This window comes from Aliiroseovarius sp. S1339 (assembly GCF_023195695.1).
GTDB lineage: Bacteria > Pseudomonadota > Alphaproteobacteria > Rhodobacterales > Rhodobacteraceae > Aliiroseovarius.
In genome coordinates this window covers 65,214-79,070 of sequence record NZ_JALPQG010000012.1, presented here as the reverse complement: position 1 = coordinate 79,070, position 13,857 = coordinate 65,214, and the positions used below count along the sequence as shown (strand labels likewise).

The 13,857-nt window shown below is 59.0% G+C and carries 14 protein-coding genes and 1 riboswitch; all 14 genes read right to left on the bottom strand.

Going from position 1 to position 13,857, the window contains the following annotated elements; all coding sequences use genetic code 11:
* Positions 1-2: 2 nt before the first annotated feature.
* The gene (locus MUY35_RS16155) at positions 3-647 is read right to left on the bottom strand and encodes a phosphoribosylanthranilate isomerase (protein ID WP_248370215.1); all 645 of its coding nucleotides are present in this window, start codon (positions 645-647) and stop codon (positions 3-5) included.
* Between the two features lie 5 nt (positions 648-652).
* Positions 653-1,006, bottom strand: coding sequence for a LapA family protein (locus MUY35_RS16150; RefSeq protein ID WP_248370214.1), 354 nt, complete (start codon positions 1,004-1,006; stop codon positions 653-655).
* A gap of 9 nt (positions 1,007-1,015) precedes the next feature.
* Positions 1,016-1,297, bottom strand: coding sequence for an integration host factor subunit beta (gene ihfB, locus MUY35_RS16145; protein WP_091428481.1), 282 nt, complete (start codon positions 1,295-1,297; stop codon positions 1,016-1,018).
* A 280-nt stretch (positions 1,298-1,577) separates the two neighbouring features.
* The gene (rpsA, locus tag MUY35_RS16140) at positions 1,578-3,257 is read right to left on the bottom strand and encodes a 30S ribosomal protein S1 (protein ID WP_282569328.1); all 1,680 of its coding nucleotides are present in this window, start codon (positions 3,255-3,257) and stop codon (positions 1,578-1,580) included.
* Between the two features lie 239 nt (positions 3,258-3,496).
* The gene (locus MUY35_RS16135) at positions 3,497-4,126 is read right to left on the bottom strand and encodes an NAD(P)H-dependent oxidoreductase (protein WP_248370213.1); all 630 of its coding nucleotides are present in this window, start codon (positions 4,124-4,126) and stop codon (positions 3,497-3,499) included.
* Between the two features lie 103 nt (positions 4,127-4,229).
* Positions 4,230-4,835, bottom strand: coding sequence for a d(CMP) kinase (locus MUY35_RS16130; RefSeq protein WP_248370212.1), 606 nt, complete (start codon positions 4,833-4,835; stop codon positions 4,230-4,232).
* Positions 4,832-6,184, bottom strand: coding sequence for a 3-phosphoshikimate 1-carboxyvinyltransferase (gene aroA / locus MUY35_RS16125; protein ID WP_248370211.1), 1,353 nt, complete (start codon positions 6,182-6,184; stop codon positions 4,832-4,834). Before aroA ends, MUY35_RS16130 begins: the two co-directional genes overlap by 4 nt.
* 67 nt (positions 6,185-6,251) lie before the next feature.
* A complete protein-coding gene (locus MUY35_RS16120) occupies positions 6,252-6,980 on the bottom strand; it encodes a tRNA (guanine(46)-N(7))-methyltransferase TrmB (protein ID WP_248370210.1) in 729 nt (242 codons plus the stop codon).
* An 82-nt stretch (positions 6,981-7,062) separates the two neighbouring features.
* The gene (metK, locus tag MUY35_RS16115; protein ID WP_248370209.1) at positions 7,063-8,229 is read right to left on the bottom strand and encodes a methionine adenosyltransferase; all 1,167 of its coding nucleotides are present in this window, start codon (positions 8,227-8,229) and stop codon (positions 7,063-7,065) included.
* Between the two features lie 5 nt (positions 8,230-8,234).
* A riboswitch (SAM-SAH riboswitch) is annotated at positions 8,235-8,284 on the bottom strand.
* Positions 8,285-8,317: 33 nt separating this feature from the next.
* The gene (gene lnt, locus MUY35_RS16110) at positions 8,318-9,844 is read right to left on the bottom strand and encodes an apolipoprotein N-acyltransferase (RefSeq protein ID WP_248370208.1); all 1,527 of its coding nucleotides are present in this window, start codon (positions 9,842-9,844) and stop codon (positions 8,318-8,320) included.
* A complete protein-coding gene (locus tag MUY35_RS16105) occupies positions 9,837-10,739 on the bottom strand; it encodes a hemolysin family protein (RefSeq protein WP_248370207.1) in 903 nt (300 codons plus the stop codon). The genes lnt and MUY35_RS16105 overlap by 8 nt, the downstream gene beginning before the upstream one ends.
* A gap of 35 nt (positions 10,740-10,774) precedes the next feature.
* Entirely contained in the window at positions 10,775-11,269 is a 495-nt protein-coding gene (gene ybeY, locus MUY35_RS16100; protein WP_248370206.1) for an rRNA maturation RNase YbeY, read from the bottom strand.
* A gap of 1 nt (position 11,270) precedes the next feature.
* Positions 11,271-12,323 carry a PhoH family protein gene (locus MUY35_RS16095; protein ID WP_248370205.1) on the bottom strand — a complete coding sequence of 351 codons (1,053 nt, stop codon included), beginning with the start codon at positions 12,321-12,323 and terminating at the stop codon, positions 11,271-11,273.
* 116 nt (positions 12,324-12,439) lie between these two features.
* Positions 12,440-13,771: a tRNA (N6-isopentenyl adenosine(37)-C2)-methylthiotransferase MiaB gene (miaB, locus tag MUY35_RS16090; protein ID WP_248370204.1), complete on the bottom strand. Its 1,332-nt coding sequence runs from the start codon at positions 13,769-13,771 to the stop codon at positions 12,440-12,442.
* Positions 13,772-13,857 lie beyond the last annotated feature (86 nt).

Sequence of the window (13,857 nt, the reverse complement as noted above, 5' to 3'; positions counted from 1 at the left end):
CCCTATACGGCAGCCTGTGCGGCGGCGCAAAAGGCCGCGATTAGCCCCTCATCCTTGATCCCCGGCGCGGATTCAACCCCTGACGACACATCCACTTGCTTTGCGCCCGTCAGCCGGGCTGCCTCGGCGACATTTTCCGGCGTCAGACCACCGGCCAACATCCACGGACAAGGCCAGTATTTCCGTTGCACCAACCGCCAATCAAACGTGACCCCATTGCCACCGGGAAGGTCCGCCCCCTTGGGCGCCTTCGCGTCAATCAGCAATTGATCGGCGACCGAGGCATATTGGTCGATCTGCGCCACGTCGTCCGGTCCTGCAATGCCAATGGCCTTCATCACCGGCAGACCGAAACGGGCTTTGACATGCGCCACCCGTTCGGGGCTTTCCGATCCGTGCAGTTGAAGTATGTCCACCGTCGTTTCTTGGACGATCTGGTCAAGCGTCGCGTCATCTGCATTTACAGTCAGCGCGACCTTGGCCACGCCAATCGGCACATCAGCCATCAATGCGGCCGCGTCAGGCAGGCTGACATGGCGCGGGCTTTTTGGAAAAAACACAAAGCCAAGATAGCGCGCACCAGAACTGGCCGCGACCTTGACGTGCTGCGGTTCCTTCAAACCGCAGATTTTAACAATTGCGCTCATTGTGCTCAGCCAGCGTCGTCGATCAAAGCCAACACATCGTCACCGGTGCGGGCCTTGGGTTGGTCGCGCAGGTTTTTGACCTCACGTGCCAGTTGGTCGCGTTCCTTGCGGGTGCGCGCGCCTTCGGCACGGATCTTGTGTTCGCGCAGCCATTCCCAAATGAAGCCGATCAGAACCCCGGCGATCACGCCCGCGAAGATCACCACGAACAAAGGCAGCGTCAGCGACCAGCTCCAGCCCAGAAAGCCAGACAGTTCCTCTGGCAGCAGGTGCACGGTAACGAATGCTCGGTTTGCCAGAGCGACGGTGATCAGGGCAACCGCTAGGGTCACCAGAAATGCGTAACGAATGTATCGCATAGATACCTCTTACTTGCCGTTCAAACGGTCCCGAAGAAGCTTGCCGGTCTTAAAGAAAGGCACGTGCTTTTCCTCGACCTCGACCGACTCACCCGTCCGGGGATTACGCCCAATACGAGCATCCCGCTTCTTGACGGAAAATGCGCCAAAGCCGCGCAGTTCGACCCGGTCTCCTTTGGCCATCGCTTCGATAATCTCTTCGAAGATCGTGTTTACAATACGCTCAACGTCGCGCTGATAAAGGTGCGGGTTTTCATCCGCGATCTTTTGGATCAGTTCCGACCGGATCATTCTAGGCCCCCCAAAATTGGCTATGTAATGGATTTTGCATCCTTATTCCGTCGGATTATAGGAGCAAACAGCCGCGCGAGATACAAGCATTGCCGCGTTCAAGAGGTGATTTTGGCGTGAATCGTATCATTTTCTTGGGATTTCTCGCCAGATGCCGCGCCAGCAAATGGTCCAGCGCCAGGTTGCCGCAGATTGTTGCGGTGCAGCGTGAGCTGTTGATTCGACGCAAAACGGCCCCGCACATCGTACGGGGCCGTTCGTGTTTTTAACGGTGCGGAACTTAGTCGTCCTGCTTCAGCGCTGCACCAAGGATGTCGCCCAGCGATGCGCCGGAGTCCGAGGAGCCGTATTGTGCGACGGCTTCTTTTTCTTCGGCAATCTCGCGTGCTTTGATCGACAGACCCAGACGACGCGACTTGCTGTCCACGTTGGTCACGCGGACGTCCATCTTGTCACCAACCTGGAAACGCTCGGGGCGCTGCTCGGCACGGTCGCGCGACAGGTCCGAACGACGGATGAAGGATTTCATGCCTTCATACTCGACTTCGATGCCGCCTTCTTCGATCGAGGTCACTTCAACAGTGATGATCGAACCGCGCTTCACGCCGCCAATGGCGTCTGCAAAGGGGTCGCCGTCCAGGGCTTTGATCGACAGAGAGATACGCTCTTTGTCGGTATCAACTTCCGAGACAACAGCTTTGACGATGTCGCCCTTCTTGAAGTCCTGAATGGCTTCTTCGCCACGCTGGTCCCAAGAGATGTCGGACAGGTGAACCATGCCGTCGATTTCGCCGTCGAGGCCAATGAACAGGCCGAATTCGGTGATGTTCTTGACTTCGCCTTCGACCTCGGTGCCCTCGGGGTGTGTTTCTGCAAACACTTCCCATGGGTTGCGCATGGTCTGCTTAAGACCAAGCGAAACGCGGCGTTTGGCGCTGTCGATTTCCAGCACCATGACTTCGACTTCTTGCGAGGTCGACACGATCTTGCCGGGGTGAACGTTCTTCTTGGTCCACGACATTTCGGACACGTGCACCAGACCTTCGACGCCCGGCTCAAGCTCAACAAACGCACCGTAGTCGGTGATGTTGGTCACGCGGCCAGTGTGGGTTGTTTCCAGCGGGTATTTGCCAGCAACCAGATCCCACGGATCGTCTTGCAACTGCTTCATACCAAGCGAGATGCGGTGGGTTTCCTTGTTGATCTTGATGACCTGAACCTTGATGGTTTCGCCGATCGTCAGGATTTCCGAAGGATGGTTCACACGGCGCCATGCCATGTCGGTAACGTGCAGCAGACCGTCAACACCGCCAAGGTCAACAAACGCACCGTATTCGGTGATGTTCTTGACGACGCCGTCAACCGCTTGGCCTTCGGTCAGATTACCGATGACTTCAGCACGCTGTTCGGCACGCGATTCTTCCAGAATTGCACGACGCGACACAACGATGTTGCCACGACGACGGTCCATTTTCAGGATCTGGAACGGCTGTTTCAAACCCATCAGCGGGCCAGCGTCACGCACGGGGCGCACGTCAACTTGTGAGCCGGGCAGGAACGCCACAGCGCCGCCCAGATCGACGGTGAAGCCACCTTTGACGCGACCGAAGATTGCACCTTCGACGCGTGCGTCGTCGGCATATGCTTTTTCCAGACGATCCCATGCTTCTTCGCGGCGGGCCATCTCACGCGAGATAACAGCTTCGCCACGCGAGTTTTCGGCGGAACGAAGGAAGACTTCTACTTCGTCACCAACTGCGATTTCAGGGGCTTCGCCGGGGTTAGCGAATTCTTTAATGTCGACGCGGCCTTCCATCTTGTAACCTACGTCGATGATGGCTTGGCCGGCCTCGATGGCGATGACCTTACCTTTGACAACCGAACCCTCTTCGGGGGTGTCCATTTCGAAGCTTTCGTTCAGGAGGGCTTCGAATTCCTCCATAGTTGCTTTAGCGCACATATGCGTTTTGTTCCTTTACAAGTTCTATTCGGGCCATGCGGTTGGCTCCGCAGGTCTTGGATTTTCCAATTTGGTCAACGGGTTAACCACAATACAAAGAGGGCCGGAGCCTCCGACCCTGCTCGTATCCCTGTGATCGCGGTGTTTTCACCTTGTCGACAGGGGCGGGATTTACGCGGATTCTGTCAACAAAGCAAGGGCGATGCGCGGAATTGATCGCCCCTTCCTCCGATTGCTGCTTAGTCGATCCGCGTCATCAGCTTATCTTCCGGTTTACGTACCTTTTTCAGGGGTAGCAGCCAGTCGCCGCTTTCGTCGCGATATCCAAGCGGCAACAAGACGACCGACCGCAAGCCGCGTGACTTAAGGTCTAGGATCTTGTCGACCTTATCGGGGTCAAACCCCTCCATTGGGGTGCAATCGACCTCTAACTCAGCCGCGGCCACCAAAGCGAACCCAAGCGCGATATAGGCCTGACGGGCTGCGTGTTCGTAATTGTCGCGGTCGTCGCGCGGCAGATAGCTGGCTTTCAGCTTGTCGTAATACCGCGACAAAAGCGGGTTTTCTCCGCCACGCTCGTCTTCCATCTGGTCAAGCACGGCGTCAATGCGATCAGCGGTATAGTTGTCCCACGCGGCAAACACCAAAAGGTGCGAGCCGTCGGTGATCTGGGTCTGATCCCAGGCAACTTTCTGGATTTCAGCGCACTTTTCTGGATTGGTGACGACAAACACTTCAAAGGGCTGTGTGCCGCTAGAGGTCGGCGCCAATCGGATAGCCTCCAGAATTTGGTCGAGCTTTTCGTCCGGGACCACTTTCGACGGGTCCATTTTCTTCGTGGCATAGCGCCAGTTCAGTTTATCAAGCATATCGTTCCTGCCTAGTTCCATTTGGGGCACACCCCGGTTCGACCCTGACGTATGCGCGCGTCGTCGCGGATCAACCTCAAGCGAGGAAAATGGACCGATTGACTTAACGGCAGGTGTTGATCACGGCCACTGCTTTGGCCACGGCTTGCGCGATCGACATCTCGGACGTGTCGATAATTACAGCGTCGTGTGCGGGTTTCAACGGAGCCTCGGCGCGTTCGGTGTCGCGTTTGTCGCGGGCGACCACATCCGCAAGAACGTCGGCGCGGGTGGTCTTGGCGTCTTTTTCGGACAGTTCAAGATACCGACGCTCTGCACGCACTTCAGCGCTGGCGGTGACGAACAGTTTTACGTCCGCGTCCGGGCAGATAACAGTGCCAATATCGCGCCCGTCCAGCACCGCGCCGCCATCGCGCGCGGCGAAATCGCGCTGAAATTCGAAAAGGGCTGCGCGCACGTCGGGCAATACGGCAACGCGGCTTGCCGCCTGTGCGACCTCTTGGGTGCGCAAGTTGCCCTGCAAATCGTCGGGGCTCAGCGACTTGGCGGCAGCAACCGGATCGCCACCAGCCAGAACCTTTGCCCCAACCGCGCGATACAAAAGGCCCGTGTCCAAATGGGCGAAGCCAAAATGCGCGGCCACAGCCTTTGAAATCGTGCCCTTCCCGGCGGCTGCAGGGCCATCAATGGCAACTGTGAAGCGGGTCATGTGTTTGCCCTTACCATTTGTGCGCCCAGCCCCGCCATCAGGGGTTCGAACACCGGGAAGCTGGTGGCGATGGGGCTGCCATCGTCCAGATGGATGGGCTTTTTCGACGCAAACCCAAGGCAGGCAAAGCTCATCGCGATGCGGTGGTCCAGCACGGTGGCAACAGTCGCGCCGCCGGGAACGCCCTCGGGGCCGAGGCCTTCGACCGACCACCAATCCTCGCCTTCATCGACGGTCACACCAGCGGCGCGCAGCCCCTTGGCCATGGCGTCGATCCGGTCGCTTTCCTTCACGCGCAATTCATGCACGCCGGGCATTTCGGTTTTGCCAGTTGCGAAGGATGCGACAACCGACAGGATGGGGTATTCGTCAATCATGCTGGCCGCCCGCTCTGGCGGAACCACGATCCCTTGCATGTCGGGCGAGAAGCGCGCGCGCAGGTCAGCGACGGGTTCGCCGCCCTCAAGCCGTTCGTTTTCAAACGTCAGGTCCGCACCCATGTCCTGCAACGTATAAAACAGACCCGCACGGGTGGGGTTCAGGCCGATATTGGGCACCAGCACGTCCGATCCGGGCACGATCAGTGCCGCGCAAACTGGAAACGCCGCCGAACTTGGATCGCGCGGAACCGTGATGGTTTGCGGGCGCAGTTCGGGTTGGCCTGTAAGCGTAATCTTGTGGCCTTCCTCAGTCTCCTCAACCGTGATGTCCGCGCCGAAGCCCGCAAGCATCCGTTCGGTGTGGTCGCGGGTGGCTTCCTTTTCGATCACCACGGTTTTGCCGGGCACGTTCAGGCCAGCCAGCAGCACGGCCGACTTCACCTGCGCGGACGCCATCGGCGTAACATATCGCACAGCAACCGGGTCGCGCGCGCCTACAATGGTCATCGGCAACCGGCCACCGTCGCGTCCAAAACTTTGCGCACCAAACAGCGCCAGGGGGTCCGTCACACGCCCCATCGGCCGCGATCGCAAAGAGGCATCACCCGTGAAAGTCGCCGTGATCGGCTGGGTCGCCATCGCCCCCATGATCAAGCGCACGCCCGTGCCTGCGTTGCCGCAGTCAATCACGTCCTCGGGTTCAGCAAATCCGCCAACGCCCACACCGTTCACACACCATTCGCCGTCGCCCAGCCGCTCTACATCGGCCCCGAAAGCGCGCATGGCGTCTGCGGTGCCCAGCACATCGTCACCTTCCAGCAGGCCCGTAATGTGGGTTTCGCCGATGCACATTGCCCCGAAGATCAAGGACCGGTGGCTGATCGACTTATCGCCGGGCACACGGGCCTCGCCTTTCAGCGGGCCGGATTTGCGCGAGGTCATGGGGATGGCGGGACCGTGTCCGGACATGTGTCTACTCCTGTAATCTGCGAATGCTGATAGCGCAGACATTGGCGCGAAACCAGACCCCGCCGCGTCAGAGCCTGCGGAATGTCAGATAGTGCGGTGTCCGCCCCTCGCGCAGCGCCTTTTGCTCGTATCGGGTCGAAATCCAGTCGCTCCACGGCGCGCGCCAATCCGAAGGGCGTTCTCCCAGCCATTCGAACCCGGCGCGCGGCACCTCTTCCAGCGTTTGCCGGACATAGTCGGGAATATCGGTGGCCACGCGGAACTCGGCCCCCGGTTTCAGCACGCGGTGGAAGGGTTCAAGGTATTCCGGCGTCACGAAGCGCCGACGGTGGTGCTTTTTCTTGGGCCACGGGTCGGGATAAAGCAGAAAGGCTTTGTCGATGGATTGATCCGGCAGCACGTCAAACAGATCGCGCACATCGCCCGGGTGGACCGCGACATTCTCGCACCCTGCCGTGCGGATCTTCCCCAGCAGCATGGCGACGCCGTTGATATACGGCTCGCATCCGATAATGCCGACATCCGGGTTCATCGCGGCCTGATGCACCATATGTTCGCCACCACCAAAGCCGGTTTCCAGCCAAACGGTTTTGCCGCCGAACAGGGCTTCAAGGTCCAGCGGTGTGCAATCCGGGTTCGCCTCCCAATCTACCGCGCCGGGGCTAAGGGCGGCGAGGTCTTCCTCAAGATACCCTTGCTGGCTGTCGCGCAGGTGCTTGCCTTTCAGGCGGCCATAGAAATTGCGCCACGGCGCACCCGAGCGGTGATGGGTTTTGGAAGCATCATCTTGTGTCATGGCCGCGCCTATGCCGTGCAAAGGGCGGCCACGTCAAGTGACGGGCCGCCCTTTGGCGTTGGTTGTTCGGGATGAGCCGTCGTCAAACTGCCTTTTTCAGCGCGTCGACCAGATCGGTATTTTCCCAGCTAAAGCCGCCATCTGCATCCGGTGCGCGGCCAAAATGGCCATAGGCTGCGGTGCGTTCAAAGATCGGCTTGTTCAGGCTAAGGTGTTCGCGGATGCCGCGCGGCGTCAGGTCCATGACCTGCCCGATTGCCTTCTCAATTTCTGCTTCATCGACTTCACCGGTGCGGTGGGTGTCGACCAGAATTGACAGCGGATGCGCCACCCCGATGGCATAGGACAGCTGCAGCGTGCAACGCTTCGCCATCCCTGCGGCCACGATGTTTTTCGCAAGATAACGCGCGGCATATGCGGCAGAGCGGTCAACCTTGGTCGGGTCTTTGCCCGAGAACGCACCGCCGCCATGCGGTGCAGCGCCACCATAGGTGTCCACAATGATCTTACGACCGGTCAAACCGGCATCCCCGTCCGGGCCGCCGATCACAAATTTACCGGTCGGGTTCACGTGCCAGACGGTGTCGTCCGTCAGCCAGCCGTCGGGCAGAACATCCTGGATATAGGGGGCCACACGCTCGCGCACATCGTCAGGCGTCATGGATGCGTCCAGATGCTGGGTCGACAGCACAAGCGATGTCACTTCCACCGGCAGGTCGTTTTCATAACGCACGGATAGCTGCGATTTCGCGTCAGGGCCCATCCAACCCTCGGTGCCATCTTTGCGCACCTCGGCCAAGCGACGCAAAATGGCGTGGCTGTATTGCAAGGGGGCTGGCATCAACGCGTCGGTTTCGACAGTGGCATAGCCAAACATGATGCCTTGGTCGCCTGCACCTTCGTCTTTGTTGTCAGCCGCATCCACACCTTGGGCGATGTCGGCGGATTGGGCGTGCAGATAGCTGTTGACCTTCAGGTTGGCCCAGTGAAAGCCTTCCTGTTCATACCCGATGTCTTTCACACATTCGCGTGCGATGTCTTCAACGCGCTGAATGACGCTTGCCGGGCCGCGCACCTCGCCGCCGATCACCACCCGGTCGGTGGTGGCAAAGGTTTCGCAGGCGACGCGGGCGTGGGGGTCTTCTGCCAGAAAAGCGTCAAGAACAGCATCCGAGATGCGGTCGCAGACCTTGTCTGGGTGCCCTTCGGATACGGATTCCGAAGTGAAAACGTGGTTTTTGCGAGTCATGAAAGCGCTCCGATGTTTAAGTCCACACCACGTCAGGAAGCCGTTGTGGCGGAATATTTCTTGGCGTTACACGGCAAACCGATTGCGGTCAACGCGCTTTAGCGACGCGCCGGATCATCAGCATGCACAATGCAACAGCGATCAGCACTGCCAATGGCAGGTCTCCATGGCGGGAATATGGCGTGGGATAGTCGGCCCCCGGCAATGGGGCATCTAAATAGCCAGCCTCGCCGAGCAAGATCGATTCGCGCAGATCGCCGCGCGCATCGATCACCGCCGAAATGCCAGTGTTCGCGACGCGGATGACCGGAAGGCCGAATTCAATCGCCCGAAAGCGTGCTTGGGCAAGGTGCTGATAGGGCATGGAATATTCGCCAAACCACGCATCATTTGTAGCGTGCAAAAGCCAGTCAGCGCGCGTCTCGGCCCCGCGAATGTCGCGCGGAAAGACGGCCTCGTAACAGATCAGGGGCAGCGCCAAGCCAGCAACGCCCATGTCCATCACCTGCGGCCCCTGCCCGGCGGAATACCCGTTCCCGGCCTGCGAAGCGAAGGCACTGATGCCGAAGCGTTCCAACCAATTGCCCAGCGGTATGTATTCCCCAAACGGCACCAAATGGTGCTTGTCATAGGTCGCCTCCACCTGCCCAACGGCATCAATCAGAGCGAGGCTGTTGTAGTATTGCATCCCGTCCCCGCGCTGCACGCCGAACAGCACTGGTGTGCCCTGCGCGGCGTCCGCAATGGCGTCGCGCACCTCTTCGGCCCATTCCAGCAAGGTTGGCACGGCGGTTTCGGGCCAGATCACCAGATCGGGTCTGGGTTGTCCGGGTGCAGGATCGGCGGCGGTGAACTCAATCTGGCGGCGGACGAAATCAAACGCGTATCGGCGATCCCATTTCAGGTGTTGCGGGGCGTTGGGTTGCACCAGTCGCAGGATGACATCGCGATCAGCTGGCAAAGGTTGATTGCCCCGATGAATGCTGACGAGCAGTGCAACGCCCACGATCACGGCAAAAAGCGCGAAATGAGCCACTTGCTTACGCGACCCGCGGGGTTGAGACGCTATATGCACTATTAAAGCTGACAGAAAGAAGGTCAGCGCGCCCAAACCACTCGCGCCGATGTAAGTCGCAAGCTGTGCGAAGGGTGTTTCGATCCACACATGCCCCGGACTGCCCCATGGAAAACCGGTGAACAGCCGCCCTCGGAGCATTTCGCTGGCAGTCAGTGCAAGCGCGAGGGCCAGCCAGCGCTGCGAAGGGCGCGCGAAGCGGTGCGCCACGCCAGCCGCACACCCCCACAAAAGCGCAAGACCAGCAGCCATGAAAAACAGCGCGAAAGGGGCCATCCAGCCATGGCGCGCGGCATCGACCAGAAAGGGTTCCACAAGCCACGACAGGGTCAAGCCGAAATAGCCGACGCCCAACCCCCAAGCGCGCAATCCGGCCTGACGGGTTTGGTCGGCTTGCAAAATGATATGGAATGCGAGCGCGAAACCGATCAGCGTGAAGATCGGCCAGTCGAACGGCGCTTGGCCCAGCGCGGCCACCGCGCCCAAGACGGCAGAGGCAAGGACGGGTCCAAGACCTGCCGCGCGGCTGAACTTAGTCATCAGGTTGCGAAGGAATCCGAACCCGAAGGCGTTTGATCCGGCGCGGGTCGGCGTCGACCACTTCGATCTCGGGCCCGGCGGGGTGCGAGATCACTTCGCCGCGTGCCGGCACATGGCCCGACAGCACAAAAACCAGACCGCCAAGGGTGTCGACTTCTTCATCGTCAATCTCGTCGCCACATAGCCCTATCCCGATCTCGGCCTCGAATTCGTCCAGCGGGGCTTTGGCCTCGACAACGTAACATCCCGGCTTTTCCTCGATCCACAAAGCGCCTTCTTCAAGGTCGTGTTCGTCTTCGATTTCACCAATCACCTGTTCGATCAGGTCTTCAATGGTCACCAGCCCATCGACCCCGCCATATTCGTCAATGACCAGTGCCATGTGTATCCGCTCGGTTTGCATTTTTTGCAGAAGAACACCGATTGGCATGGATGGTGGCGCATACAGAAGTGGGCGCACCAGCTTGTCCAGCGCGAAGGTCTGCGTTTTGACGCCAGCGCTGCCATTGAACCCATAGTTCAAGGCAAGGTCTTTCAAGTGCACAAGCCCAATAGGTGTATCAAGCGTGCCGTCAAAGATCGGCAAACGCGTCAGCCCGCTTTCACGAAACAGCGCGACCAGATCATCTTTTCCGATGTCCATTGGGGCCGAGGTGATTTCGGCCTTGGGAATCATGACGTCTTCAACGCGCATACGTCGCAGATTCATCATGCCTGGCGTTACAAATGGGGGCACGCCGTTCGTCACGGTGGGTGCATCTTGAGACGGCTCACTGGTCGTGTCCGAGGGGCTTAAAACCCCCACGATACGACCGAAAAAGCCGGTCCTGCTACTTTCGGTTTCTATCGGCGCGCTTTGCGCTGCTTCAGAAGAACCGTCTTCGGTGTCGCCCATCTTTCCTTTTCCACAATCGCGCAAAATCGCGCAGGTTATCCTTTATATGGGTTGCAAATGCCCATCTTGCCAAGGATTTCAACCTCTAGACCCTCCATTAGGGCCGCATCTTTGTCGTCTATGTGATCATAACCCAACAGATGCAATATCCCGTGAACCAATAAATGGCTCACATGGGTGGGGAAATCCTTACCCTGCTCGGCGGCTTCACGCGCACAGGTCTCGAACGCGATGGCAATATCGCCCAGTTCCGGGTCGGTGGGCGGCTGCGGAGGGCCGCCAGCTTGATCTGACGCCCGTTCCTCAGATGGCCAAGACAGCACATTCGTAGGCGCGGGCTTATCGCGAAAGTCAGCGTTCAAAACAGCGATGCGCGTATCGTCGCAGGCAAGCAGGCTCACCTCGAACGCGTCCCCAAAAGGTGGCGTCAGGCTTAGATGCGCAAAGGTTGCGTTCGCGGCGCGCTCGGCCAACACCTCAAGCCCCGCTGCATCCCAGCGGTCATCTTCGACTACCACATCAACGATCATATCAACGGTCGCGCTGCTCGCGCTGAGCTTTCTTGACCATCGCCACCTGCGCCGCGTCGTCATAAGCCTCGATGATTTTGGCAACCAACGGGTGGCGAACAACGTCTTTCGACGTGAAATAGTTGAACGCGATCTTGTCGATGCCTTTCAAAAGCCCCTCGGCGTCACGCAAACCGCTGTCCACCCCACGCGGCAGGTCGATCTGCGTGCGGTCGCCGGTGATCACCATACGCGAGCCTTCGCCCAGCCGGGTCAAAAACATCTTCATCTGCATGGTCGTTGCGTTCTGCGCTTCGTCCAGCACGACATAGGCGTTTGACAAGGTGCGCCCGCGCATGAAGGCTAGTGGCGCAATCTCGATCCGCTTTTCTTCGATCAGCTTGGTGACCTGCTTTGCGGGCAGAAAGTCATTCAACGCGTCATAAAGCGGCTGCATGTAGGGGTCGACCTTGTCCTTCATGTCGCCGGGCAGATAGCCCAATTTCTCGCCCGCCTCGACCGCCGGGCGGCTGAGGATCAGACGGTCCACATGGCCACCCAGAAACATGTTCACGCCAACGGCCACGGCAAGATACGTCTTACCAGTGCCTGCAGGGCCGATGCCAAAAGCCAACTCGTTCTGAAACAGGTTCTGAACATAGGCTTTCTGTGCCTCGGTGCGTGGCTCAACGGTTTTCTTGCGCGTCTTGATTTCGACCGCGCCACCTTTGAACATCTCGATCTGGTCACCATCACGGGTTCCGGTTCCAGCGTCAGACCCTCCCATTCGAATCTCGGCGTCGATATCGCCGGGTTCGATCGCCTTACCGCTTTCCAACCGCTTATAGAGCGCTTGCAGCACCTCGGCCGCCTTAGTGCGGGCACTTGTTTCGCCGTATACAGACAGCTGATTGCCGCGACGCACAATCTGCACGCCCAGATGGCTTTCGAGATGGGTCAGATTTCGGTCAAACTCGCCGCACAAATCAATCAGCAGCCGATTGTCGGGAAATTCAAGCAGCGTCTCTTCGGCGGTGTCGGCGTCGGGGGCTGCGGTCAGGTTGTCAAATCCCAATACGGGCTCTCCTGGTCAAATCCTATAAGGTGATGGTGCCAAGTGCGGAAGGCGGGCGCAACCCCCCGTAGGAAAACTTCACGATTTCGACATAATGTTAGTAGGGCGCGTGAACCTCAACCAACCAGTTCGCCAGCCAGCGAATTGGTGCTGCTTTCGACGATCCGCACGCGCCTTAACTCGCCAACCTGCCCATCCGGGGCGGCGACATGCACAGCATGAAGATGGTCAGACTTGCCAACCATCTGGCCTTCAAGACGCCCCTTCTTCTCAAACAGAACACCGACCTCTTTGCCCACCATTGCGTGTTGGGCGGCGTGCTGTTGTTCAGTCAGCAGCGCCTGCAAGCGATGCAGACGGTCGGTCGCGACGGCTTCATCCACCAGCGCACGTTCGGCAGCAGGGGTGCCCGGACGGGTTGAATATTTGAAGCTATAGGCCTGCCCATAATTCACCTCGCGGATCAGGGTCATCGTATCCTCAAAATCCTGATCGGTTTCTTCGGGGAACCCCACAATGAAGTCGCCAGACAGCAAAATGTCGGGCCGTGCAGTGCGGATGCGTTCGATCACGCGCAGATAATCTTCGGCTGTGTGGCTGCGGTTCATCCGTTTCAGGATCTTGTCTGACCCCGACTGAACCGGAAGATGCAGGTATGGCATCAGCTTATCGCAGGTGCCATGTGCCTCGATCAAATCATCGGTCATGTCGTTGGGGTGGGACGTGGTGAAGCGGATACGCGCCAGCCCGTCAACATCGTTGAGCGCCCAGATCAGGCGGGCCAGCGACCAGTCGCCACCCTCGCCCGCACCGTGATAGGCGTTGACGTTTTGGCCCAGCAACGTGATTTCGCGCACGCCGCGTTCGACCAGTTCGCGCGCCTCGCGAAGAATACGGTCGACCGGGCGGCTGACCTCGGCCCCGCGGGTATAGGGCACGACGCAGAAGGCGCAAAACTTGTCGCAGCCCTCCTGCACCGTCAGGAAGGCCGACGGGTTGCGTTTGGCTTTCTGGGCATTGGGGCGCCTGGGCAGATGTTCGAATTTGTCTTCTTCGGGGAAGTCCGTGTCCAGCGCCTTTTCCCCTTTCGCCACCTGCTCCATCATCTGCGGCAGACGGTGATAGGTCTGCGGGCCGACGACAAGGTCGACCAGCGGCTGGCGGCGCATGATCTCTTGCCCCTCGGCCTGTGCAACACAACCCGCGACGCCGATTTTCAGGTCGGGGTTATCTATCTTCAGGGCTTTCAGGCGACCCAGCTCGGAATACACCTTCTCAGCCGCTTTTTCGCGGATATGGCAGGTGTTCAGCAGGATCATATCCGCGTCAGCCGGCGTGTCGGTTTCCACATATCCATCCGCGCCCAGCGCTTCGGCCATGCGTTCACTGTCATAGACATTCATCTGGCAGCCATAGGTGCGAATGAAGAGTTTTTTCGGGTCGGACATGACGCGCATTTCCCACTGGATGAGGTTTTGGATCAGGTCCTGTGTCCTATAGCAAAGCGTATCATGCCGCAACGCTTGCAAAAGGC

Coding starts and splice junctions, on each gene's coding strand:
- MUY35_RS16155 (WP_248370215.1), bottom strand. CDS start 647: ATGAGCGCAATTGTTAAAATCTGCGGTTTGAAGGAACCGCAGCACGTC.
- MUY35_RS16150 (WP_248370214.1), bottom strand. CDS start 1,006: ATGCGATACATTCGTTACGCATTTCTGGTGACCCTAGCGGTTGCCCTG.
- ihfB (WP_091428481.1), bottom strand. CDS start 1,297: ATGATCCGGTCGGAACTGATCCAAAAGATCGCGGATGAAAACCCGCAC.
- rpsA (WP_282569328.1), bottom strand. CDS start 3,257: ATGTGCGCTAAAGCAACTATGGAGGAATTCGAAGCCCTCCTGAACGAA.
- MUY35_RS16135 (WP_248370213.1), bottom strand. CDS start 4,126: ATGCTTGATAAACTGAACTGGCGCTATGCCACGAAGAAAATGGACCCG.
- MUY35_RS16130 (WP_248370212.1), bottom strand. CDS start 4,835: ATGACCCGCTTCACAGTTGCCATTGATGGCCCTGCAGCCGCCGGGAAG.
- aroA (WP_248370211.1), bottom strand. CDS start 6,184: ATGTCCGGACACGGTCCCGCCATCCCCATGACCTCGCGCAAATCCGGC.
- MUY35_RS16120 (WP_248370210.1), bottom strand. CDS start 6,980: ATGACACAAGATGATGCTTCCAAAACCCATCACCGCTCGGGTGCGCCG.
- metK (WP_248370209.1), bottom strand. CDS start 8,229: ATGACTCGCAAAAACCACGTTTTCACTTCGGAATCCGTATCCGAAGGG.
- lnt (WP_248370208.1), bottom strand. CDS start 9,844: ATGACTAAGTTCAGCCGCGCGGCAGGTCTTGGACCCGTCCTTGCCTCT.
- MUY35_RS16105 (WP_248370207.1), bottom strand. CDS start 10,739: ATGGGCGACACCGAAGACGGTTCTTCTGAAGCAGCGCAAAGCGCGCCG.
- ybeY (WP_248370206.1), bottom strand. CDS start 11,269: ATGATCGTTGATGTGGTAGTCGAAGATGACCGCTGGGATGCAGCGGGG.
- miaB (WP_248370204.1), bottom strand. CDS start 13,771: ATGTCCGACCCGAAAAAACTCTTCATTCGCACCTATGGCTGCCAGATG.